Source organism: Bradyrhizobium manausense (assembly GCF_001440035.1).
Lineage (GTDB): Bacteria > Pseudomonadota > Alphaproteobacteria > Rhizobiales > Xanthobacteraceae > Bradyrhizobium > Bradyrhizobium manausense.
On sequence record NZ_LJYG01000110.1, the window covers coordinates 156,821 to 176,808 of the forward strand.

Annotated in this window: 19 protein-coding genes and 2 pseudogenes; 7 read left to right on the forward strand and 14 right to left on the reverse strand. The window is 63.9% G+C overall.

Annotated features, from left to right (window positions below; all coding sequences use genetic code 11):
- The first annotated feature begins 3 nt into the window (after positions 1 to 3).
- Entirely contained in the window at positions 4 to 651 is a 648-nt protein-coding gene (locus AOQ71_RS35135) for a glutathione S-transferase family protein (protein WP_057757252.1), read from the forward strand.
- Positions 652 to 951: 300 nt separating this feature from the next.
- On the opposite strand, the gene AOQ71_RS45660 is transcribed toward AOQ71_RS35135, so the two are convergent.
- Positions 952 to 1,224: a hypothetical protein gene (locus tag AOQ71_RS45660; protein ID WP_157083770.1), complete on the reverse strand. Its 273-nt coding sequence runs from the start codon at positions 1,222 to 1,224 to the stop codon at positions 952 to 954.
- A 326-nt stretch (positions 1,225 to 1,550) separates the two neighbouring features.
- Here AOQ71_RS45660 and AOQ71_RS50065 point away from each other — a divergent pair, with 326 nt between their 5' ends.
- Positions 1,551 to 4,019: an ATP-binding protein gene (locus AOQ71_RS50065; protein ID WP_157083771.1), complete on the forward strand. Its 2,469-nt coding sequence runs from the start codon at positions 1,551 to 1,553 to the stop codon at positions 4,017 to 4,019.
- Positions 4,020 to 4,115: 96 nt separating this feature from the next.
- Here the strand turns inward: AOQ71_RS50065 and AOQ71_RS35145 are convergent, their stop codons facing one another.
- From AOQ71_RS35145 to AOQ71_RS35170, 7 genes and pseudogenes are all read right to left on the reverse strand, one after another.
- Positions 4,116 to 4,319 carry a YodC family protein gene (locus AOQ71_RS35145; protein WP_057757098.1) on the reverse strand — a complete coding sequence of 68 codons (204 nt, stop codon included), beginning with the start codon at positions 4,317 to 4,319 and terminating at the stop codon, positions 4,116 to 4,118.
- Positions 4,320 to 4,569: 250 nt separating this feature from the next.
- The gene (locus tag AOQ71_RS35150; RefSeq protein WP_083514727.1) at positions 4,570 to 5,322 is read right to left on the reverse strand and encodes an HAD family hydrolase; all 753 of its coding nucleotides are present in this window, start codon (positions 5,320 to 5,322) and stop codon (positions 4,570 to 4,572) included.
- Positions 5,313 to 6,200: an oxygen-dependent coproporphyrinogen oxidase gene (hemF, locus tag AOQ71_RS35155; RefSeq protein ID WP_205668293.1), complete on the reverse strand. Its 888-nt coding sequence runs from the start codon at positions 6,198 to 6,200 to the stop codon at positions 5,313 to 5,315. Before hemF ends, AOQ71_RS35150 begins: the two co-directional genes overlap by 10 nt.
- Positions 6,201 to 6,312: 112 nt before the next feature.
- Complete coding sequence (locus tag AOQ71_RS35160; protein WP_057757100.1) at positions 6,313 to 6,678, reverse strand: 6-pyruvoyl trahydropterin synthase family protein; 366 nt, start codon at positions 6,676 to 6,678, stop codon at positions 6,313 to 6,315.
- A 14-nt stretch (positions 6,679 to 6,692) separates the two neighbouring features.
- Positions 6,693 to 7,050, reverse strand: a pseudogene (locus AOQ71_RS49115) (7-carboxy-7-deazaguanine synthase QueE); the annotation flags it as partial.
- Between the two features lies 1 nt (position 7,051).
- Positions 7,052 to 7,326, reverse strand: a pseudogene (locus AOQ71_RS49120) (radical SAM family protein); the annotation flags it as partial.
- A 13-nt stretch (positions 7,327 to 7,339) separates the two neighbouring features.
- The gene (locus tag AOQ71_RS35170; protein WP_057757103.1) at positions 7,340 to 7,804 is read right to left on the reverse strand and encodes a tRNA (cytidine(34)-2'-O)-methyltransferase; all 465 of its coding nucleotides are present in this window, start codon (positions 7,802 to 7,804) and stop codon (positions 7,340 to 7,342) included.
- Positions 7,805 to 8,083: 279 nt separating this feature from the next.
- Here AOQ71_RS35170 and petA point away from each other — a divergent pair, with 279 nt between their 5' ends.
- The 5 genes from petA to AOQ71_RS35195 all read left to right on the forward strand — a co-directional run bounded on the left by petA (position 8,084) and on the right by AOQ71_RS35195 (position 14,755).
- Positions 8,084 to 8,614: a ubiquinol-cytochrome c reductase iron-sulfur subunit gene (petA, locus tag AOQ71_RS35175; RefSeq protein ID WP_057757105.1), complete on the forward strand. Its 531-nt coding sequence runs from the start codon at positions 8,084 to 8,086 to the stop codon at positions 8,612 to 8,614.
- 62 nt (positions 8,615 to 8,676) lie between these two features.
- Positions 8,677 to 10,749 (forward strand): cytochrome b/c1, encoded by a 2,073-nt coding sequence (gene fbcH / locus AOQ71_RS35180; protein ID WP_057757107.1) that lies wholly within the window; start codon positions 8,677 to 8,679, stop codon positions 10,747 to 10,749.
- A gap of 231 nt (positions 10,750 to 10,980) precedes the next feature.
- A complete protein-coding gene (locus AOQ71_RS35185) occupies positions 10,981 to 11,655 on the forward strand; it encodes a dienelactone hydrolase family protein (RefSeq protein WP_057757109.1) in 675 nt (224 codons plus the stop codon).
- Positions 11,656 to 12,040: 385 nt separating this feature from the next.
- Positions 12,041 to 14,206 (forward strand): anthranilate synthase component I, encoded by a 2,166-nt coding sequence (locus AOQ71_RS35190; protein WP_057757111.1) that lies wholly within the window; start codon positions 12,041 to 12,043, stop codon positions 14,204 to 14,206.
- A gap of 9 nt (positions 14,207 to 14,215) precedes the next feature.
- Complete coding sequence (locus tag AOQ71_RS35195; protein WP_011085277.1) at positions 14,216 to 14,755, forward strand: adenine phosphoribosyltransferase; 540 nt, start codon at positions 14,216 to 14,218, stop codon at positions 14,753 to 14,755.
- Between the two features lie 6 nt (positions 14,756 to 14,761).
- On the opposite strand, the gene AOQ71_RS35200 is transcribed toward AOQ71_RS35195, so the two are convergent.
- The 6 genes from AOQ71_RS35200 to AOQ71_RS35225 form a co-directional block, all read right to left on the reverse strand.
- Positions 14,762 to 15,094 (reverse strand): GIY-YIG nuclease family protein, encoded by a 333-nt coding sequence (locus tag AOQ71_RS35200; RefSeq protein ID WP_057757113.1) that lies wholly within the window; start codon positions 15,092 to 15,094, stop codon positions 14,762 to 14,764.
- Positions 15,095 to 15,212: 118 nt separating this feature from the next.
- Positions 15,213 to 15,881, reverse strand: a complete 669-nt coding sequence (locus tag AOQ71_RS35205) for a hypothetical protein (RefSeq protein ID WP_057757115.1) — start codon at positions 15,879 to 15,881, stop codon at positions 15,213 to 15,215.
- Positions 15,882 to 15,941: 60 nt separating this feature from the next.
- Positions 15,942 to 16,694: a P-loop NTPase family protein gene (locus AOQ71_RS35210; protein ID WP_057757117.1), complete on the reverse strand. Its 753-nt coding sequence runs from the start codon at positions 16,692 to 16,694 to the stop codon at positions 15,942 to 15,944.
- Positions 16,695 to 16,890: 196 nt separating this feature from the next.
- Positions 16,891 to 18,159 (reverse strand): M48 family metallopeptidase, encoded by a 1,269-nt coding sequence (locus AOQ71_RS35215; RefSeq protein WP_057757120.1) that lies wholly within the window; start codon positions 18,157 to 18,159, stop codon positions 16,891 to 16,893.
- A gap of 140 nt (positions 18,160 to 18,299) precedes the next feature.
- Positions 18,300 to 18,860: a LemA family protein gene (locus AOQ71_RS35220; protein WP_057757123.1), complete on the reverse strand. Its 561-nt coding sequence runs from the start codon at positions 18,858 to 18,860 to the stop codon at positions 18,300 to 18,302.
- A 139-nt stretch (positions 18,861 to 18,999) separates the two neighbouring features.
- Positions 19,000 to 19,977, reverse strand: a complete 978-nt coding sequence (locus AOQ71_RS35225; RefSeq protein ID WP_057757125.1) for a small ribosomal subunit Rsm22 family protein — start codon at positions 19,975 to 19,977, stop codon at positions 19,000 to 19,002.
- Positions 19,978 to 19,988 lie beyond the last annotated feature (11 nt).

Consider the following 19,988-nt stretch of genomic DNA (forward strand, 5'->3'; position numbering starts at 1 on the left):
CAAATGACCGTCGAACTCTACGGCTACCAGTACAGCGTATATTCCTGGATCGCTCGGCTGGCTCTCCATGAAAAGGGCGTGGTGTACAATTGGCTCGAAGTCGATCCGTTCTCCGAAAATGTGCCAGCAAGCTATCTTGCCATCCATCCGTTCAAGCGCGTGCCCGCGCTGATTCACGACGGCTTCGCCGTTTACGAGACGGGCGCCATCACGCGATACGTCGACGAGGCCTTTGATGGTCCGAAGCTCCAGCCGACCGAGCCGAGAGCACGCGCGCGCTGCAGTCAGATCATGTCGATCGTGGATAGCTACGCTTATTGGCCCCTGGTGAGACAGGTCTTTTCGCACAGGGTTTTCCGGCCCGCCATGAGGCGACCGGTCGACGAGAGCGAGGTTGAACGCGGCCTGGAAGCAGCGCCAAAGGTCCTTGCGGCGCTGGAGACAATGGCTGGCCAGGGGCAATACCTCACCGGTGAGGATTTGTCGTTGGCCGACATCCACCTCGCGCCGATGATCGGCTACTTTGTGTTGGCCCCGGAAGGGCTGGCACTCCTGCAGAAGCACACCAGGCTCGGTCGTTGGTGGTCGGCGCTCTCCCGGAGAGCCGCGCTCCTGGCCACGATGCCGCGATTGCCCCAAGCACCACAATAGTGACGGCGGCCGCGCGAAGTTGCGCCGGGTCTGATCCGAAGGCGACATGCGAACGCATGTTTGGTCGCGCTCCGGCTTGGCTCAACCCATTCGCCACGCGCTAAACAGGGTAGCAACGCGCGGCGCAGGACAAGCAAAGCGGCCATGATTGCGACGGCGGCGAGCTCGAGGAAGGCCGGAACGGGCGATCGATCGTAAATATGGGCGATGTACAGCACGAGGGCCAACAGAATGGCGACTGATGCTCCAACTCATCCTACAAGCCACGAGCTCAATCCACGCCATGCGCTGTCGAAATGGTCACGGCCCGTACAGGCTGTGCAGAAACCGCTCTTTTTCGCCGGGCGCATAGCCCTGACAGGCGCCGAAATACGGTTCGGGCTGGTCACAGGAAGAGTGGCCGGATCGGAATTGAGCCGGCGGCTCAGCTGGCGCGTAGGCAAAGCTCGAAGCGGAAGCCGGTGCGCCCTGCTGGGAGCGCACAGCAGCATTCCGATGGGGGTGATGTACCGTCGCTGCATTGGCAGCGCCGCACAGGGCGATCAAAAGGCTCAAAGCCAAAATCGAACGCATCGTTTTTCTCCAGATGTCGCTGCCTCCTTAGCTGGCGCGCGACGGCAAAGGGCCAACAGATCACGGCTTCACGATGGGTCACTTTCCCGGGACCACGGGGCCGTCGTGCGATTTGGCAAAGATGCCTGGCGACACCATCAGATGTTCGCCTATGTGCCGGTTGCCTGCTTGGAGCAGACCCGGCTACCGCCCGCAAAGTCGGCCCCTTGACGCGGGTGCGAGCCATCTTGGCGGAAAAGCCGGCAGTTTGATTGCATTCCTTGGTTCCACAAGAAGCCATCAATCCCTAGAGTGCAGGTGATCAAGATTCTGATCGGGGACATCGCTTGCTGCAGCCCGAACAAGTTGCCGACCTGGGCCGTATGGATCGCAAGTGGTCGATTCGGCGCGGCTTGGTGTTCGGAGGCGTTGCGCTCGTCTCTGTGGCGTTGCTGATCTGCGCCATCGGCATCTACTTCTTGCTCTATCGGCCGCTGGTGAAGCAGCTCGCCGCCTCGGAGAGCGGCCGTGCCGCCGTACAGGTGACCGCCGATTTCGAGAGCATATTCGTCAGGGTCGAGGCGATCGCTCGCCTCGAACGCGAATGGGGAATCAAGGGACTGATCGATGTCGATCGTCTCGACGCCTCGAACGCTCTGCTTCGCCCGATCCTGAAAGGGACCAGCGGGATCACCTCGTTCGCAATCGCGCGCGACGACGGTCGCGAGGTCCTGATCTCGTCGGAAGGCAACGGGCGCTGGTTCAACCGCCTCACCGATCCGGACGTGCGTGGCGGCGTCGGGCGCTTCATCACCTACGACGAGAGCGACCGGGTGGTCGGCGACGAGCTGCGAAAGACCGACTACGATGCCAGACAGCGTCCGTGGTTTCTGGCCGCGGCAGCGATGCCAAGGGACGACGATATCCATTGGACGGCGCCCTATCAGTTCGTCTCTTCGGGTGAGCCGGGCCTGTCGGCGGTGGTGCGGTGGACCGCTCCGGACGGCCACCGCACCGCCATCGCCAGCGATGTGTGGCTTCGCGAAATCACGAACTTTACGCAGCAGGTCCGCTTCACCAATTCCGGACTGGTGGCGATTTTGACCGACGCCGGCGAGGCGCTGGGTCTGCCGCGCGACCCGCGATGGACCAGCGAGACCGTCAGGAAGGCATTGCTGAAGCCTGTCGACGCGCTCGGAGTGCTGCCGCTGACGGCGTCATACCGGGCCTGGCGGGATCGCGGACGTCCTCCCAACGAGATCTTCCAGGTCGAAGAAAGCGGAAACATCTGGTTCGCATCGTTCCATCCGGTGCGCCCCGCAGGTCAAACCTTCTGGATTGCAACGCTCGCGCCCTCGGCGGATTTCGGATGGGTGGGCACGGATAGGCTGGCGATTGGCGCAGCGCTTGTCGTCGGCTGCATGCTGATCGCCTCGTTTGCCGCGATATGGTTCAGTACGCGCATCGCGCGGCCGATCGAGCTCTTGTCGGCCGAAAGTGCGCGCATCGGGCTCATGGAATTTTCTCGACCGATCAACGTGGCATCGTCGGTCGACGAGATCGATGCGCTGGCCCGCTCGCTCGAAAGGATGCGATCGAGCTTCATGCAGGCCCAGTACGAGCTGGAGAGCAAGGCCGAGCTGGAACGGAAACTGGTGCAGGCCCAGAAAATGGAAGCCGTCGGCCAGCTCACAGGTGGGGTGGCGCACGACTTCAACAACATGCTCACCGTCATTCTTGGCACCATCGAGATTCTGAAGGACGGCGTTGCCGGCAATCCAGAGCTTTCCGCGGTCGCGAAAATGATCGACGAGGCCGCGACGCACGGCGCGGACCTGACCCATCGGCTGCTCGCCTTCTCCCGTCTGCAGCCGTTGCAGCCGCGACGAACGGACGTCAATGCGCTGGTCATCGATGCGGCCCGGCTGTTGCAGCCGATGCTCGGCGACAACGTCGAGATCGATTCGATGTTGGCGGACGATGTGTGGCCTGCCCTGGTCGATCCGAGCCAACTGAGCAACTCTCTCGTCAACCTTGCCGTCAATGCGCGCGATGCGATGCCGGCCGGCGGCAAGCTCATGCTGGAGACCGAGAACGTCCACCTTGACGAGGACTATGCGAGGGCAAACGGCGACGTTCGTCCGGGACCTTACGTGATGATCGCCGTCAGCGACACCGGGCAAGGCATCCCAGCAGCGATCCGCGACAAGGTGTTCGATCCGTTCTTCACGACCAAGCATTCCGGCAAGGGATCCGGCCTCGGCCTCAGCATGGTCTACGGCTTCGTCAAACAGTCGAACGGCCACATCAAGATCTACAGCGAGGAAGGATCTGGAACGACGGTCAGGATCTATCTGCCGCCGGCAGGGGAGCACGATGAAGCGCAGTTGCGCACCCAACCGGCGACGCCGATCGAGGGCGGAACTGAAACCATTCTGGTGGTCGAGGACGAAGCATTGGTACGCGATTACGTTGGCGCGCAGCTGCGGAGCCTGGGCTATACCGCGATCCTTGCGAGCAACGCTGAGGAAGCGCTGGCCTGTATCGATCGGGGCGATGCCGTCGACCTGCTGTTCACCGACGTCATTATGCCGGGAATCATGAACGGGCGTGATCTGGCCGACGAGGCCGTGAGGCGGCGGCCCGGCCTCAAGGTGCTCTTCACCTCCGGATATACCGACAACGCCATCGTGCATCACGGGCGCCTCGATCCGGGCGTCCTCCTGCTGGCGAAGCCGTATCGCAGGTCAGATCTTGGCCGAATGGTACGCACGGCACTCGCCAGGCGCACGCCCCATGGTGACACCGCCACGTGACGGGGGCCGCCTGGATCGCTCTCATAATCGGGGGTGATGATCGCCGGCAGGCGCTCCTGTCCGAGCGAGCAGCTCATCAATCCCGGTGAGATGCGCCTACTCGTCGTCCTCGTCGTCTTCTTCCTCGTCCTCGTCGTCTTCTTCCACCTGGACGAGGGTGGCGAGCGGCAGCGTCTCGCGGAAGAGATCGCCTTCCATGCCCATCCAGAGGCACAGCACGTCCTCACCCTTGACCTCTGCCACCGTCAGCGGCTGGCCGCCCGATCTCAGCATCACGACATCGCCGGGTTTCAATTCCATGGCCTGGTCCTTTCGCTTGACACTGATGCGAGGCTAGCAATTTGTCATGACAGCCCGACCACAGGCGGGGGTGCGCAGTGCGCTCGCGAACCGAGAGGCGCGTCGATCGCAATATCCCACGATGGCATCATACGCCTGTTTTGCCCGACGGAGCAACAAATTTTCGTAAAATCCGCAGTCGCGTTGCGTTGTGCGGCAAGCATTGATTCTGCAGCAGCCGCCTACTGTGCATGGGGTTGTTTTCGAAAACCTAGCCCGGCACCAGCTCGGTCAGCGAGCGGATGATGCGGTCGGGCTTGACGGTCGAGCCCTCCGGCAGGCCCTCGCCATGCGCGTCGAGCCAGATCGCATAGATGCCGAGGCGCTGCGGGGTGACGACTTCCCATTCCAGATTGTCGCCGATCATCCATGTGTCCTCGGCGGTGACGCCGAGCGCCTCCATCGCATGCAGATAGGCGCGCTCCTCGGGCTTGCCGAAACCATGCTCGCCCTCGATCTGGATGTGATCGAAGCGATGGGTCAGCTCGAAGCGCTCGACCTTGGCGCGCTGCATGTCGGCAGCGCCATTGGTGACCAGCGCGAGCTTGACGCCGTGGGCCTTGAAGGCGTCGATCGCATCATGCGCACCGGGGAAGACGAAGATCGCTTCCTCGCGATAGGTTGTGAAGCGGTCGGCGAGGCGATCGGCGAGATCGTCCGAGAGCGCCCGATGGCCGCTCGCGGCGAGCGCGGCAAAACCGCCGCGCACCGTCAGCCGGCGGGCCTCGCCGAGCTTCATGCGCCACTCTGCTCCCGCGGTCGACCAGAACTGCCGTGCATAGGCCAGCACGGCGGTGGCGACCTGCGGCGGCGGCAGCGGCGCGAGCTCGTCGGCGAATTCCTCCGCGATCGTGTTCCAGGCGATCTCGGGCCGGCCATAGGCCGACAGGATGGTGTCATCCATGTCGATCAGCATGGCGCGGGGCAGCGGTTTGATCACGCTGTTTGTCGTGGTCATGGCCATTTCACCTCCGGCGGCAGCGACGACAAGATCGACTCCACATTGCCGCCGGTCTTGAGCCCGAAGATGGTGCCGCGGTCGTAGAGCAGGTTGAATTCGACATACCGCCCACGACGGATCAACTGCTCCTCGCGGTCTTCAGCGGTCCAGCTGGTCGCGAAATTGCGCCTGACGATGTCAGGGTAGATCTTGAGGAAGGCGCGGCCGACATCCTGCGTGAACGCGAGGTCGGCGTCCCAGTCGCCGCTGTCGTGCCAGTCGTAGAAGATGCCGCCGACCCCGCGCGCCTCTTTCCGGTGCGGCAGATAGAAATACTCGTCGCACCACTTCTTGTACTTGTCGTAATCGGCAACGCCGCCCGGCTGGTCGCAGGCCTGCTTCATCGCGGCGTGGAAGGCGAGGGTGTCCGCATCCTCCTGCGTGCGCCTGCGATTCAGCACCGGTGTGAGATCGGCGCCGCCGCCGAACCACGCCTTGGTGGTGACGACGAAGCGCGTGTTCATGTGCACGGCCGGCACGTGCGGATTGCGCATATGCGCGATCAGCGAGATGCCGGATGCCCAGAACCGCGGATCTTCCGCCGCGCCCGGAATCTGCGCACGAAACTCGGGTGCGAACTCGCCATGCACGGTCGAGCAGTGCACGCCGACCTTCTCGAACAGCCGGCCATGCATCATCGACATCACGCCGCCGCCACCCTTGGCCCCGCTGTGGTCAGTGCGCTGCCAGGGCGTACGATTGAAGCGGCCGGCCGCGCCGGGATAGAGGCTGTGCGGCGCGTCGTCCTCGAGCCGCTCGAAACTGTCGCAGATGTCGTCGCGCAAGCGCTCGAACCAGGCGCGGGCGCGGGCCTTGCGGTCTTCGATTATCGAAACGTCCATCTCCATTCCACCGCTCTCGTAGGTGGGCAAAGGCGCCCTTGCGCCGTGCCCACCATCTCTCACCCTCGTCTCGATTGGTGGGCATGCTCCGCTTTGCCCGCCCTACGAGATATCATGTCTGCGGACCGTAATAGGTGCAGCTTTCGTTGCAACTGTCGCGGTGGATGCTGACGCGGGTCAGCTTGCCGATGTGGGCGAGCCGCTCCCAGACGAAGCGCGAGAGGTTTTCCAGCGTCGGTGTGCCGAGCGCCTCGATCTTGTTGAGGAACTTGTGGTCGAGCATCAAGCGCACCTCTTCGATCGCGCGCTGGAGCAGGCCGAGATCGACCACCATGCCGGTCGCAGGATCCGGCGTGCCGCGCACCGTCACCTCGGCGCGGAAGGAGTGGCCGTGGATCTCTTCGCTCGCTTCACCAAAGGTCGTCCCCTTCAGCGTATGTGCCGCCTCGAAGCGGAACTGTTTCGTCAATTCCCACATCTGTCCGTTCAGTCCTATCTGATGCCGAGCGATTTATGCGTCTGCACGCTCAGCCGCCATTGCGGATGGCGCAGGCAATAATCGATCGCGCGCGCGGTGTTCTCGGCGACCTCGGGCCCGTCCATTGGTTGCAGCGAGAAGCGATCGAAGGCGAGGCCCTCGAATGCTTCGGGCGCCGCGAGGGCCTGCGGATAGACCAGCTTCAACTCATGGCCGCGCTTGAGCACGAGTTCGCTACCACCCTTGGGGCTGACGCAAATCCAGTCGAGGCCTGCAGGGGCTTCGACCGTGCCGTTGGTCTCGACGCCGATCTCGAAGCCTTTGGCATGGAGCGCCGCGACCAGGGCGTCGTCGACCTGGAGCAGCGGCTCGNCCGCCGGTCAGCACCACATAGCGGTTGGTGGCCGGCCCGGTCCATTGCCCGGCGATGATATCGGCGAGTTCCGCGGCCGTGGCGTAGCGGCCGCCGAGCGTGCCGTCGGTGCCGACGAAATCCGTGTCGCAGAACTGGCATATGGCCTGGCTGCGGTCCGCCTCGCGGCCGCTCCAGAGGTTGCAGCCGGCAAAACGGCAGAACACCGACGCGCGCCCGGCATGGGCGCCTTCGCCTTGCAGGGTCAGGAAGATTTCCTTGACCGCGTAGCTCACTGGCCTCTCCTCGTCATATCAATTCGTGCGGGTTCCGGACCTGCCGGAGCGCTTCGCCTGCGGCCATCGCCGCGCTCATGGCGACATTGAGCGACCGCAACCCTTCGGTGATCGGGATCACCAGTCGCGCATCCGCGGCCTCGACCACCGCGTCGGTCACGCCGGCGCTCTCGCGCCCGAATAGCAGGATGTCCGACGTGTGGTAACGGAAATCGCGGTAGTCGGTGGCGCCTTTGGTGGTGAACAGCAGCAGGCGGTAGCTTTGTGCCATCCGCCATTCCTCGAACTTGGTCCAGGAGTCATGCTTGGTGATACTGACATGGTCGAGGTAATCCATTCCCGCTCGGCGGAAATGCCGGTCGGAGACCGGGAAGCCGGCCGGTTCGATGATATGGGCGGAGATGCCGAGGCAGGCGCACAGGCGGAGAATCGTGCCAGTGTTCTGGGGAATGTCGGGCTGGAAAAGTGCGATCTGCATGGGCGTTACAGGGCTTCGGGCGGGGCGGAATTGTCTCAATAAAACATCGCTAGCGCGGGAATTCGTGCATTGCACGCTCCCGCGCCGTTAGCGGGCTTGCGCTCGCCTTGCAAGGGTGCCAATAGAACGATTCTGGACTGCTGTTTTCGCCTTGTTTTGGCGAGGACAAGCCAAGTTCTGCCGCCGCGGGGGGCCGCGGGCGCCGGCAGCGCTGTTCCGGGGACCTTGGGGGCTCCTGGAGCGGTTCCACCGGCAGCATAAGAAGAAAGGGTTGGAATCGTGACGACAGCGTCTTCGGCGGACCATCCGACACGCCGTGATTTCTTATTCGTTGCAACGGGGGCAGCTGCCGCAGTAGGGGGCGCGGCCGCGCTCTGGCCCTTTATTTCCCAGATGAATCCGGACGCCTCGACCATCGCCGCGGGTGCGCCGATCGAGGTCGATCTGAGCCCGGTTGCCGAGGGGCAGGACATCAAGGTGTTCTGGCGCGGCAAGCCGATCTACATCAGCCATCGCACCAAGAAGCAGATTGACGAGGCGCGCGCCGTCAACGTGGCGAGCCTGCCCGATCCGCAATCCGACGAGGCCCGGGTCAAATCCGGCCATGACCAGTGGCTGGTCGTGATCGGCATCTGCACCCATCTCGGCTGCATCCCGATCGCCCATGAAGGCAATTACGACGGGTTCTTCTGCCCCTGCCATGGTTCGCAGTACGATTCGTCCGGCCGCATCCGCCAGGGGCCCGCGCCCGCGAACCTGGCCGTGCCGCCGTACACTTTCGTTTCCGACACCAAAATCCAGATCGGCTGAGCTTCGGACCTGCGTCCGAAGCCTCGAACCGTCACGTCGTAATATTTCCTCAGGATCGCATCATGAGCGGACCATCCGACTACCAGCCGAGCAATCCGGCCCTGCAATGGATCGAGCGGCGCCTGCCGATATTGGGTCTCGTCCATTCCTCCTTCGTCGTCTATCCCACCCCGCGCAACCTGAACTACTGGTGGACCTTCGGCGCCATCCTCTCCTTCATGCTGGGGATGCAGATCCTGACCGGTGTGATCCTGGCGATGCACTATACGCCGCATGCCGATCTCGCCTTCAAGTCGGTCGAGTTGATCGTTCGTGACGTCAACTACGGCTGGCTGCTGCGCAACATGCATGCCTGCGGCGCCTCGATGTTCTTCTTCGCGGTCTACGTCCACATGCTGCGCGGCCTCTATTACGGTTCCTACAAGGAGCCGCGCGAGGTGCTCTGGATTCTCGGCGTCATCATTTACCTCTTGATGATGGCAACAGGCTTCATGGGCTACGTGCTTCCCTGGGGCCAGATGAGCTTCTGGGGCGCCACGGTCATCACCAATTTGTTCTCCGCCATCCCCTATTTCGGCGAGAGCATCGTGACGCTGCTGTGGGGCGGCTATTCGGTCGGCAACCCGACGCTGAACCGCTTCTTCTCGTTGCACTATCTGCTGCCGTTCCTGATCGCGGGCGTCGTCGTGCTCCACGTCTGGGCGCTGCATGTCGCCGGCCAGAACAATCCTGATGGCGTCGAGCCGAAGACCGAAAAGGACACGGTGCCGTTCACGCCGCATGCGACCATCAAGGATGGCTTCGGCGTCGCCTGCTTCCTGCTGCTCTACGCCTGGTTCATCTTCTACATGCCGAACTATCTCGGCGATGCCGACAACTACATTCCGGCGAACCCGGGCGTGACGCCGCCGCACATCGTGCCGGAATGGTATTACCTGCCGTTCTACGCGATCCTGCGCTCGATCCCGAACAAGCTCGCGGGCGTCATCGCGATGTTCTCGGCGATCATCATCCTGTGCTTCCTGCCCTGGCTTGACAGCGCCAGGACGCGTTCGTCGAAGTACCGCCCGCTGGCCAAGCAGTTCTTCTGGATCTTCGTCGCGGTCTGCATCCTGCTCGGCTATCTCGGCGCGCAGCCGCCGGAAGGCATCTACGTGATCGCCGGCCGGGTTCTGACGGTCTGCTACTTCGCCTACTTCCTGATCGTGCTGCCGCTGTTGTCAAAAATCGAGAAGCCGCGGCCGGTGCCGAACTCGATCTCGGAAGCGATCCTCGCCAAGACCGGCGGCAAGTCGACGCCAATGGTCTCGACCGCGATCGTGCTCGCCCTGTCAGGCGCGCTGTTCGCCGCGTCGGTCGACAAGGCCCGCGCCGAGGAAGGCGGCACCAAGCCGCCGGGCAACAGCTGGTCGTTCGCCGGCCCTTTCGGCAAGTATGACCGCGGTGCGCTCCAGCGCGGTTTGAAGGTCTATAAGGAAGTCTGCTCCAACTGCCACGGCCTGTCCCTGATCGCGTTCCGTAATCTCGGCGATCCCGGCGGCCCCGGCTATTCGGCGGCGCAGGTGGCGGCGTTCGCGTCCGAGTACAAGATCAAGGACGGCCCGAACGACCAGGGCGAGATGTTCGAGCGCCCAGGCCGGGCGGCCGACTACTTCCCCTCGCCATTCCCGAACGAGCAGGCGGCTCGCGCGGCGAACGGCGGGGCGGCGCCTCCCGACTTGTCGCTGATCACCAAGGCGCGTTCCTACGGTCGCGGCTTCCCGATGTTCCTGATCGACTTCTTCAGCCAGTACCAGGAGCAGGGCCCGGATTATGTCGCCGCCGTGCTGCAAGGCTTCGAGGACAAGGTCCCTGAAGGCGTGACCATCCCGGAAGGCTCGTACTACAACAAATACTTCCCGGGCCACGCCATCAAGATGCCGAAGCCGCTCAGCGACGGCCAGGTGACCTTCGACGACGGCTCGCCGACGACGGTCGCGCAATACGCCAAGGACGTCACCACATTCCTGATGTGGACCGCAGAGCCGCACATGGAGGCACGCAAGCGCCTCGGCTTCCAGGTCTTCATCTTCCTGATCATCTTCGCGTTCCTGATGTACTTCACCAAGAAGAAGGTCTGGGCCGACTCGCATTGAGCGGCGCGCGCGAGACGGAACGAGAAAGCCCCCGCAAGGGGGCTTTTTTGTTGTCGTCATTCCGGGCGAGCATCGAGCCTGGAATCCATTCATCCACCCACTCTGAGGCCCGATGGATTCCGGGCGCGCGCTATCGCGCGCCACGGAATGACGAGAGTGTGGATTGCCTCGCGCCCGCTTACCCGCCAAAATGCCGCCAACCTCTCCCCTAGAAACGCCTCGGAGGACACCATGGGAACCGCCATCACCTTCAAGCGCCCGGACGGCAAGGACGCCTCGGGCTATCTCGCCAACGCCGCGCGCGGCAATGCGCCGGGCGTGGTCGTGATCCAGGAATGGTGGGGCCTGTCGGACCAGATCAAGGGCCTGTGCGATCGCTTTGCACTCGCCGGCTTCGATGCGCTGGCCCCCGATCTCTACAAGGGCAAGGTGGTGCCGTATCACGACACGGATTCGGCCAACAAGGAGATGAACTCGCTCGACTTCATGGACGCGACCACGCAGACCGTGCGCGGCGCCGCGCAATATCTGTCGCGCAACGGCGCCAAGGTCGGGCTGACCGGCTTCTGCCTCGGCGGCGCCGTCACCATCATCGGTGCGGTGCATGTGCCCGAGCTTGCGGCCGGCGTCGTGTTCTATGGCATCCCGCCGGAGCAGGCGGCCAAGCCCGCCGACGTCAAGATCCCGCTCCAGGCCCATTTCGCCAACAAGGACGATTGGTGCACGCCGGAGCTGGTCAGTGGCTTCGAGAAGGCGATGAAGGCCGCCGGCAAGTCGCTCGAGCTGTTCCGCTATGACGCCGAGCACGCCTTCGTCAACGAGCAGCGCCAGGCCGTGCACGACCGCGAAGCCGCCGAGCTCGCCTGGGGACGGGCGACGGAGTTTTTCCGGAAGCATCTGGGGTAGGCGTCGGTCGCCCCACATTTTCGGTGTCGTCCCGGCGAAGGCCGGGACCCATAACCCCCGGGATTTTGTGATTGCTGTGAGCTGTCACTCCGAGTCTTCGCCAAAGTCAGTTCGGTGGCCATGGGTCCCGGCCTTCGCCGGGACGAGGGCGGAGATTGACGTTGATGGCTCCTACCCCGCCCACCCTTGACGCCGCCCCCTCGCCATGGTGAGTATCCGCCCCATGAGCACCGCAGCCCACCCATCCCGTCGTTGGTGGCGCACCTCCTAAGAGGTGGCCGGTGCGATTATTCTCCCAAAATCGTCTGAGGTCGCCAGCACAGCGCGGCGGCCTGATCGTTTGTCCTGTGTGGCGTTCCCTCGGCAAGTTTCGTAAGAGGACGACATGAACAGGACAGTCTTTGCCCTCCCGCCCAGAAGCGATTACGTCACCCGCGGCGGTCTTGCGATCACGCGTGTGGCCGAACAATTTACCGGCGGCGCCAACAGGCTTGACGATCTCGTCAGCCTGCTCGACCGCCGCCGCGGCGTGGTGCTGTCCTCGGGCACGACCGTGCCGGGCCGCTACGAGAGCTTTGACCTCGGCTTCTCCGATCCGCCGCTCAAGCTCGAGACCGTTGGCGTCAATTTCAAGCTCGAAGCGCTCAATGCGCGTGGCGAGGTGCTGGTCGCGTTCCTCGCAGATGTCCTGCGCGAGCCTTGCGTCGTGATCTCCGAGAAATCATCGACCCGCCTTGCCGGTCACATCATCCGGGGCGATGCGCCAGTCGAGGAAGACCAGCGCACCCGTCGCGCCAGCGTGATGTCGCTGGTGCGCGACATCATTGCGGCCTTCTTCGCCAATGACGACGGGCTGCTCGGCCTGTTCGGCGCCTTCGCCTATGACCTCGTGTTCCAGATCGAGGACCTCGTGCAGAAGCGTCCGCGCGAGCAGGACCAGCGCGACATCGTGCTCTATGTCCCGGATCGCCTGCTCGCCTATGACCGCGCCACCGGGCGCGGCGTCGTGCTTTCCTACGATTTCGCCTGGAAGGGCAAATCGACCGAAGGCCTGCCGCGCGAGACCGCCGAGAGCCCGTATGTGAAAACCGATCGTCAAGGCTTTGCCGATCACGCGCCCGGCGAATATCAGGCGACGGTCGAGACCGCGCGCGCGGCCTTCGCCCGCGGCGATCTGTTCGAGGCCGTGCCGGGCCAGCTCTTCGCCGAGCCCTGCGAACGCTCGCCGGCCGAAGTGTTCCAGCGGCTCTGCGTCATCAACCCGTCGCCCTATGGCGCGCTGATGAATCTCGGCGAGGGCGAATTCCTCGTCTCGGCCTCGCCGGAAATGTTCGTGCGCTCCGACGGACGCCGGGTCGAAACCTGCCCGATATCAGGGACGATCGCGCGCGGTACCGATGCCATCGGTGACGCCGAGCAGATCCGCCAGCTCCTGAACTCGGAGAAGGACGAGTTCGAGCTCAACATGTGCACCGACGTCGACCGCAACGACAAGGCGCGCGTCTGCGTGCCCGGCACGATCAAGGTCTTGGCGCGCCGTCAGATCGAGACTTATTCCAAGCTGTTCCACACCGTCGATCATGTCGAGGGCATGTTGCGTCCCGGCTTCGACGCGCTTGATGCCTTCCTCACCCACGCCTGGGCTGTCACCGTGACAGGCGCGCCAAAACTATGGGCGATGCAGTTCGTCGAGGACCATGAGCGCTCGCCGCGGCGCTGGTATGCGGGGGCGATCGGTGCAGTGAACTTCGACGGCAGCATCAACACCGGTCTGACCATCCGCACCATCAGGATGAAGGATGGTCTTGCCGAGGTGCGCGTTGGCGCCACCTGTCTGTTCGATTCCGATCCGGCCGCGGAAGACCGCGAATGCCAAGTGAAAGCCGCAGCCTTGTTCCAGGCGCTGCGCGGCGATCCGCCGAAGCCGTTGTCGAGCTTTGCGCCTGACGCGACCGGCTCGGGCAAGCGCGTGCTGCTGATCGATCACGACGACAGCTTTGTACACATGCTCGCCGATTACTTCCGCCAGGTCGGCGCCGAGGTCACCGTGGTCCGCTATGTGCATGCGCTCGACATGCTCAAGCAGAAGAGGTGGGATTTGCTGGTATTGTCGCCCGGTCCCGGTCGCCCGGAGGACTTTGGGATCAAGAAGACCATCGATGCGGCGCTGGAGAACAAGCTGCCGGTGTTCGGCGTCTGCCTCGGCGTGCAGGCGATCGGCGAATATTTCGGCGGCGAGCTCGGCCAGCTCACCCATCCGGCGCACGGAAGGCCCTCGCGGGTGCAGGTGCGCGGCGGGCGCTTGATGCGCAATCTGCCGAACGAGATCGTCATCGGCCGCTATCATTCGCTCTTTGTCGAGCGCGACAGCATGCCGGATGTCCTATCCGTCACCGCCAGCACCGAGGACGGCGTCGCCATGGCGCTGGAGCACAAGACCCTGCCGGTCGCCGGCGTGCAATTCCACCCGGAATCGCTGATGTCGCTCGGTGGCGAGGTGGGCTTGCGTATTGTTGAGAATGCGTTCCGGCTGGATGCGCCGGTCAATTGAGAGGCACCAATGACCTTTGACCACGATTTGAAGGCGAGCGTCCGCACCATCCCCGACTATCCCAAGCCGGGGATCATGTTCCGCGACATCACGACCTTGCTCGCGGATGCGCGTGCCTTCCGCCGCGCGGTCGACGAGCTCGTCAATCCCTGGGCCGGCAACAAGATCGACAAGGTCGCCGGCATGGAGGCGCGCGGTTTCATCATCGGCGGCGCCGTGGCGCATCAGCTTTCGGCCGGTTTTGTGCCGATCCGCAAGAAGGGCAAGCTGCCGCACACCACCGTGCGCATCGCCTATTCGCTCGAATACGGCATCGACGAGATGGAGATGCATGTCGACGCCATCCAGCCCGGGGAGCGCGTCATCCTGGTCGACGATCTCATTGCCACCGGCGGCACCGCAGAAGGCGCGGTGAAGCTGCTCCGCCAGATCGGCGCCAATGTCGTCGCCGCCTGCTTCATCATCGACCTGCCAGAGCTCGGCGGCGCCGCCAAGCTGCGCGCCATGGACGTGCCGGTGCGCACGCTGATGACGTTCGAGGGGCATTGAGGCGGTTTAGATCGCCTCGGCCTTCAGCTCCGCCTGCCAGTGCAGCGCGCGCTCCTTCAGCCGCGCGTTCCTGACGTAAGCGCTCTGTTCATCCTCCAGCCGCTCGCATTCGCTGAACGCCAGGCCGGCCTCGCCATGCGCGTTCCAGGCGGCCTGGAGGCTGTGGCAGGGGTGGCCGCCCTGGCGCAGCGTGAACCAGATGCGGTTCTGGATGGTCTCGAGGTTCGGGGCCTGACCGACCCAGACCTCGCTGGAGGCCGCACAGCGGACGACGAAAATGCCCGCAACGGTCTTCCGCTCCTTGTAGGCGGCGATGGCTGCTTTCCGGTCGATGGTCACGGGGATCCTCGCTGAGGGATGCTCAGCCTCAGTAGCGGTCGATGCCTCCTACGTCAATATTACCCGGATAAAATAATCTGAGGGACGAGCCTCGTCCTTTTCTCGCCCCGGAATGACGTCACGACCGCTGCAGGATCAGGCTGAGCTCGAGCTCGCGGAAGGCGAGGTAGTTGCGCCGGATCCACTGGTGCAGCTCGGTCGAGGAATCCTTCTCCTGGCGCAGATAGCCGGTGAAGGAGAAGCTCAGCCGGTCGATATAGGTCTTGAGGAAGCCGGGCAGCGCGGGAAGACGGAACAGCCGGCCGCCTTCCATCGCCGGCGGCAGCTCGCCGCGGATGACGAACTCGTTGTCGACGGTGATCAGGTTCATCCGCGGGATCTGCTGGCGCAGCATCTCATGGGCACGGGCCGAGACGCGGTCGGTGTCGGCGACGAACAGGATTTGTGGTGCGACATGCCGGCGCGCCGCTTCCTTGAGCAGGCCGATCTCGTCGGTCATCTTGAAGAATTCGTCGAAGGCGTGGAAGCCGAGATCGATGACCTTGGCAAGACCGTCGTCGATGATGACGCGGTCCATCAGCTGCATCTTGCCGAAGGTGTCGATCACGTCGGCGGTCTCGGTCACCTTCGGCAGGTAGTCGAGCAGCGACGGCTCCTTCAGATTGACGTCGAAGGCCGCGACACTACCGTTCTTGAGCAGCAAAAATTCGCTCAACAGCCGCGCCAGCAGCGTCTTGCCGACCTGCGGGCGGGGCGAGCAGATGATGTAGAGCGGCGTCGCGGGCATCACGCTATTATCTGAGCGAACTCACCGCCCAATCCAGCCGTATCAGCTCTGCTAGCGCAACTATTTTTCGCTGTTGCGGGTGACGGGTTTCGAACCGACGATGTCGGTCAGGCGGATCCGGTCGAACTCGCTCCAGACATTCGCCAGCCAGTGCCGGACATAGCCGCGCAGCACGAATGAATAGTTCGCGGCCTCGTCGTGGATGCCTTTGTTGGCGACGAATTTCAGGAACGGGACCGAGGACACCTCGACCTGCTCATAGGCCATTTCGTTGAGCTTCGGGATGGTCAGCTCGGTCGCGTCCTTGATGCGGTGGAAGTAGGAATTATAGGTCGCCTGGTCCCACTGGAAGAACTGGGTGTCGTTGATGAAGTTCTTCACCAGGAAGTATTTTGCACCACCCATGAAGCCGGCGGTCTCAGCGATCTCCTCCAGCGAGGCGATCGAAGGTCCGAGAATGTGGAACACGGCAAAGGTGATCTGCCCGGCCTTGGCGGCGTCGAGGAAGCCGATGTCGCGCAGTGAGGCCAGCGCAGGCGAGAGCAGGCCGGCGCGAACGTCGATGACGGTGACCGAAGGGCTGACAGCGTTGAGCGTGTCGAAGATCTTCATCTGGTCGGCCGTCGTCGTCATGTCGACGATCTCGGTGATCTCGGGGTGGAAGCGCTTCAGCGTTCCCCGCGGCGACTCCGTATCGAAGGCGCGCGTCGGCACGTTGTTGGCTGAGAAATAATCGAGCAAGGTGCGCGATACCGTGGTCTTGCCGACCCCGCCCTTGTCCGCGCCCACCACAACTACCGCCGGCTTTGCCATTGCTGTCCCCTAACGCGCGCCCCCGATCGCGAGGTCGCAATCGGCCGGGCCCCAAATCAATGTCCCGAGTCTGCTGTTGGGCGCGAACATGGCAGAAACAAGGGAGAATTCAAATCTCTGGCGCAGGCCAGCTGCAATTCCTGGAGTTTTTCCCAAGGGCCGGGAATCCGGCTGCAAGGCGTGACGAATTGCTCACTCAATGGCGGCCCCAGGGACCCATGGGATTGCCCATAGAATTACCCATGGGATTGCCCGGAGGGCCGAGCGGATCGGCTGCAGCGGTTCCGGCGGAGCTCGGCGCGGGCACAGGCGGCGGACCGGGCGCGTTGGCTGCATCGTTCCACGGGCCATGCGGGATCGGAGGAGGGGCACTCTGCGGATCGGCCTGTGCCTCGGGAGCGTCGGTCTCGGGCTGCTCGGTCTCGTCAGCGGGCGGCGGCAGCGGACCCGGATCATGGCCGCCGGCAAACTTGACCAGCGCGTCGACGCGGGACTGCACCGAGGGGTGAGTCGCGAACAGATCGGCAAAGCCTTCGCGCGGATTGTCCAGGCACAGCTCCATCACCGCGGAGGTCGCGCCCGGTAATTCGCCACGGCCTTCGATCTTGCGCAGCGCCGAGATCATGGCATCAGGGTTTTTCGTCAGCTCGACCGAGCCGGCATCGGCGAGATATTCGCGCGAGCGCGACAGTGCGAGCTTGACCACCTGCGACACCAGCCAGGCCACCACGATCAGCACGACCGCGATGATGATGACGATGATTGCGCCGCCGCCGGAATTCTTGTTGTCGCTCGACGACGAGGACGAGCGGGACGACGAGGAGGAGCCCGACGACCAAGATCCGCCACCGGAGCTCCAGCTTAAATTGGTGAACAGGCGGAAGAACAATTCGCCGAAGAAGCCGACCACGCCGGCGATGATCACGGCGACCACCATCAGCTGCACGTCGCCGTTCTTGATGTGGGTCAGCTCGTGGCCGAGCACCGCCTCGATCTCCTGGTCGTTCAGCGCCTTCAGCAGACCCGTGGTGACGGTGACGGCATATTGCCGCGGATTGAGGCCGGTCGCGAACGCGTTCAGCGCCGGAGAATCCATGATCTTCAGCTTCGGCATGGTGATGCCGCGCGAGATGCAGAGATTTTCCAGGAGATTGTAGAGCCGCGGCTCCTCCTGCCTGGTGACGTCGCGGCCGCCGGTGACCGCGTCGATCATCGACTGGTGGAAGAAATAGGCGATGGCGATCCAGGCAATCGCCGCGGCCGTCGCAAAGGGGAAGGCGACAATGAGGTCGTGGAAGCCCCGGTTCAGATAATAGGCGACGGTGCCGTTGCCGTTGGTGACGACCTCGGCGACCAGCGCGCCGGCAAAGACCAGCACATAGACCAGCGCGAACAGGCCGGCGAGCAGCAGCATCGAACGAAATTTGTTCGAGGCGATGTGCGTGTAGAGACCATACGCGGCCATGACTGCTTCCGTTAGCTTCGGTCATTCCGGGGCACGCCAACGGCGTGAACCCGGAAACCAGAGCTTAGTGTCGCGGTCGAGGTTCCGGGTTCGCGTCTTCGACGCGCCCCGGAACGACGAAGGTGAGGATCATGCTGCAATCAGAACTTCACCTGAGGGGCGGCCTCGACCTCGGTGCGGCTGGTGCCGAGATCGAAGAAGTCCTTCTTGGTGAAACCGAACATGCCGGCGAACAAAGCGGCGGGCATCTGCTGGATGCCGGTGTTGTACTCCTGGACCGCGTTGTTGAAGAAGCGCCGGCTCGCGGCGATCTTGTTTTCGAGGTCGGAGAGCTCGCTCGCGAGCTGCTGGAAATTGGCGTTGGCCTTGAGGTCCGGGTAGGCCTCCGACAGCGCGATCAGCCGGCCGAGCGCGCCGGAGAGCTGGTTTTCGGCCGCGGACACCTGCGCCGGCCCCTGCGCCGACATCGCCGAATTGCGCGCCTTGATGACGTCGTCGAGCGTGCCGCGCTCGTGCGAGGCATAGCCCTTCACCGTCTCGACCAGGTTCGGGATCAAATCATGACGCTGCTTGAGCTGCACGTCGACATCGGCAAAGGCCTGGCCGACGCGCTGGCCCAGCGCCACCAGCCGGTTGTAGGCGCTGAACGCCAGGAACACGAAGACGACGATGACGCCGAGAACGATCCAGCCGGTCGACATGGAGGACTCCTGAAGAGGGAAGAAGGCGGGCGCTAGGGTAGACCAAATTGGCGCAGGGCGAGAGCCCCGGCGCAGAGGGAAGGTAAGGCTTGGTCGGAACAGGAACCATCCAAGTTCAAGGAGAAAGCCCTGAACGAGGTTAACTTTCGGCAATAACGGCCTCGCCCCAGCGCCAGCGGCGGGCACTCGCGTAGGCCGCTTTGTCGCGCCGCGGGACCTTCGCGAGGTCGACACCGTCCCCGGTGCAAAGCTTTGCTGTGACCTCGACCTTGCCGACCTCAGGCGGCGCCAGCACGCGTGCGGCGCGGATTGCCGGCGGCGTGCGGGTCAATGCGACATAGATGAAGCGTTCGTCCTCGAACGGCACCTCGGCGCCCTTGATCTGGCGGTGCGCCTGGGAGCGCGGCAGGCGCTGGTTGAAATGGCACCAGTCGGGTGCGATGAGCGGGCACGGTTTTTCGTGCGGGCAGGGCGCGGCGACGAAAGCGCCTTGCGCGATCAACTGCGCGCGCAGCGCGAGGATGCGGTCGTAGCCGGCAGGCGTGCCGGGCTCGATCACGACCAGCGCGTGGCGCGCTTTGGCCCACATCGTCTCCGCGAGCTTGCGCTGGTCGCCCTCGCTGAGCTCGCCGACGATGTAGCTCGCGACCACGAGATCGGCCTGCGCAACCTCGGCGAGGTTGGTGGCGGCCTCGCCGGGCAAATAGCGGCAATCGGCGAGGCGCGCGCTGTCGCGAGCGAGCTCGAGCGCGAGCCGGCTGAGCGTAGCGTTGGCGTCGAGCAGGGTGAAGTCCTGCAGGGACGGAAACGCTTCCGCGGCGGCCCAACTCGCGGTGCCAGGACCTGCGCCAACATCGAGCAGCGTTTCTGGTGCGAAGTCGGGCGCGATCTCAGCCAGCGCGCTCAGGCTCGCAGCGACGGCCGCGTAGGTGGCCGGCATCCGCGCCAGCGCATAGGCAAGTGCATCGGCCTCCGACTTGATCGTGCCGGACCCGCCGCCGGCCCGATAGGTGGTCGAGATCTTTTGCGATCGCTGCGCGGCGTCGGTGCGGGAAAAGCCCTGAAGCCTGGCGTCGAGCGCGGCCTTCAGTTCGGCGGGGAGGTTGGGCGAGATCATGTTGTCCCACC

Coding starts and splice junctions, on each gene's coding strand:
- AOQ71_RS35135 (WP_057757252.1), top strand. CDS start 4: ATGACCGTCGAACTCTACGGCTACCAGTACAGCGTATATTCCTGGATC.
- AOQ71_RS45660 (WP_157083770.1), bottom strand. CDS start 1,224: ATGCGTTCGATTTTGGCTTTGAGCCTTTTGATCGCCCTGTGCGGCGCT.
- AOQ71_RS35145 (WP_057757098.1), bottom strand. CDS start 4,319: ATGGAATTGAAACCCGGCGATGTCGTGATGCTGAGATCGGGCGGCCAG.
- AOQ71_RS35150 (WP_083514727.1), bottom strand. CDS start 5,322: ATGGCCATGACCACGACAAACAGCGTGATCAAACCGCTGCCCCGCGCC.
- hemF (WP_205668293.1), bottom strand. CDS start 6,200: ATGGACGTTTCGATAATCGAAGACCGCAAGGCCCGCGCCCGCGCCTGG.
- AOQ71_RS35160 (WP_057757100.1), bottom strand. CDS start 6,678: ATGTGGGAATTGACGAAACAGTTCCGCTTCGAGGCGGCACATACGCTG.
- AOQ71_RS35170 (WP_057757103.1), bottom strand. CDS start 7,804: ATGCAGATCGCACTTTTCCAGCCCGACATTCCCCAGAACACTGGCACG.
- fbcH (WP_057757107.1), top strand. CDS start 8,677: ATGAGCGGACCATCCGACTACCAGCCGAGCAATCCGGCCCTGCAATGG.
- AOQ71_RS35185 (WP_057757109.1), top strand. CDS start 10,981: ATGGGAACCGCCATCACCTTCAAGCGCCCGGACGGCAAGGACGCCTCG.
- AOQ71_RS35190 (WP_057757111.1), top strand. CDS start 12,041: ATGAACAGGACAGTCTTTGCCCTCCCGCCCAGAAGCGATTACGTCACC.
- AOQ71_RS35195 (WP_011085277.1), top strand. CDS start 14,216: ATGACCTTTGACCACGATTTGAAGGCGAGCGTCCGCACCATCCCCGAC.
- AOQ71_RS35205 (WP_057757115.1), bottom strand. CDS start 15,881: ATGCCCGCGACGCCGCTCTACATCATCTGCTCGCCCCGCCCGCAGGTC.
- AOQ71_RS35210 (WP_057757117.1), bottom strand. CDS start 16,694: ATGGCAAAGCCGGCGGTAGTTGTGGTGGGCGCGGACAAGGGCGGGGTC.
- AOQ71_RS35215 (WP_057757120.1), bottom strand. CDS start 18,159: ATGGCCGCGTATGGTCTCTACACGCACATCGCCTCGAACAAATTTCGT.
- AOQ71_RS35220 (WP_057757123.1), bottom strand. CDS start 18,860: ATGTCGACCGGCTGGATCGTTCTCGGCGTCATCGTCGTCTTCGTGTTC.
- AOQ71_RS35225 (WP_057757125.1), bottom strand. CDS start 19,977: ATGATCTCGCCCAACCTCCCCGCCGAACTGAAGGCCGCGCTCGACGCC.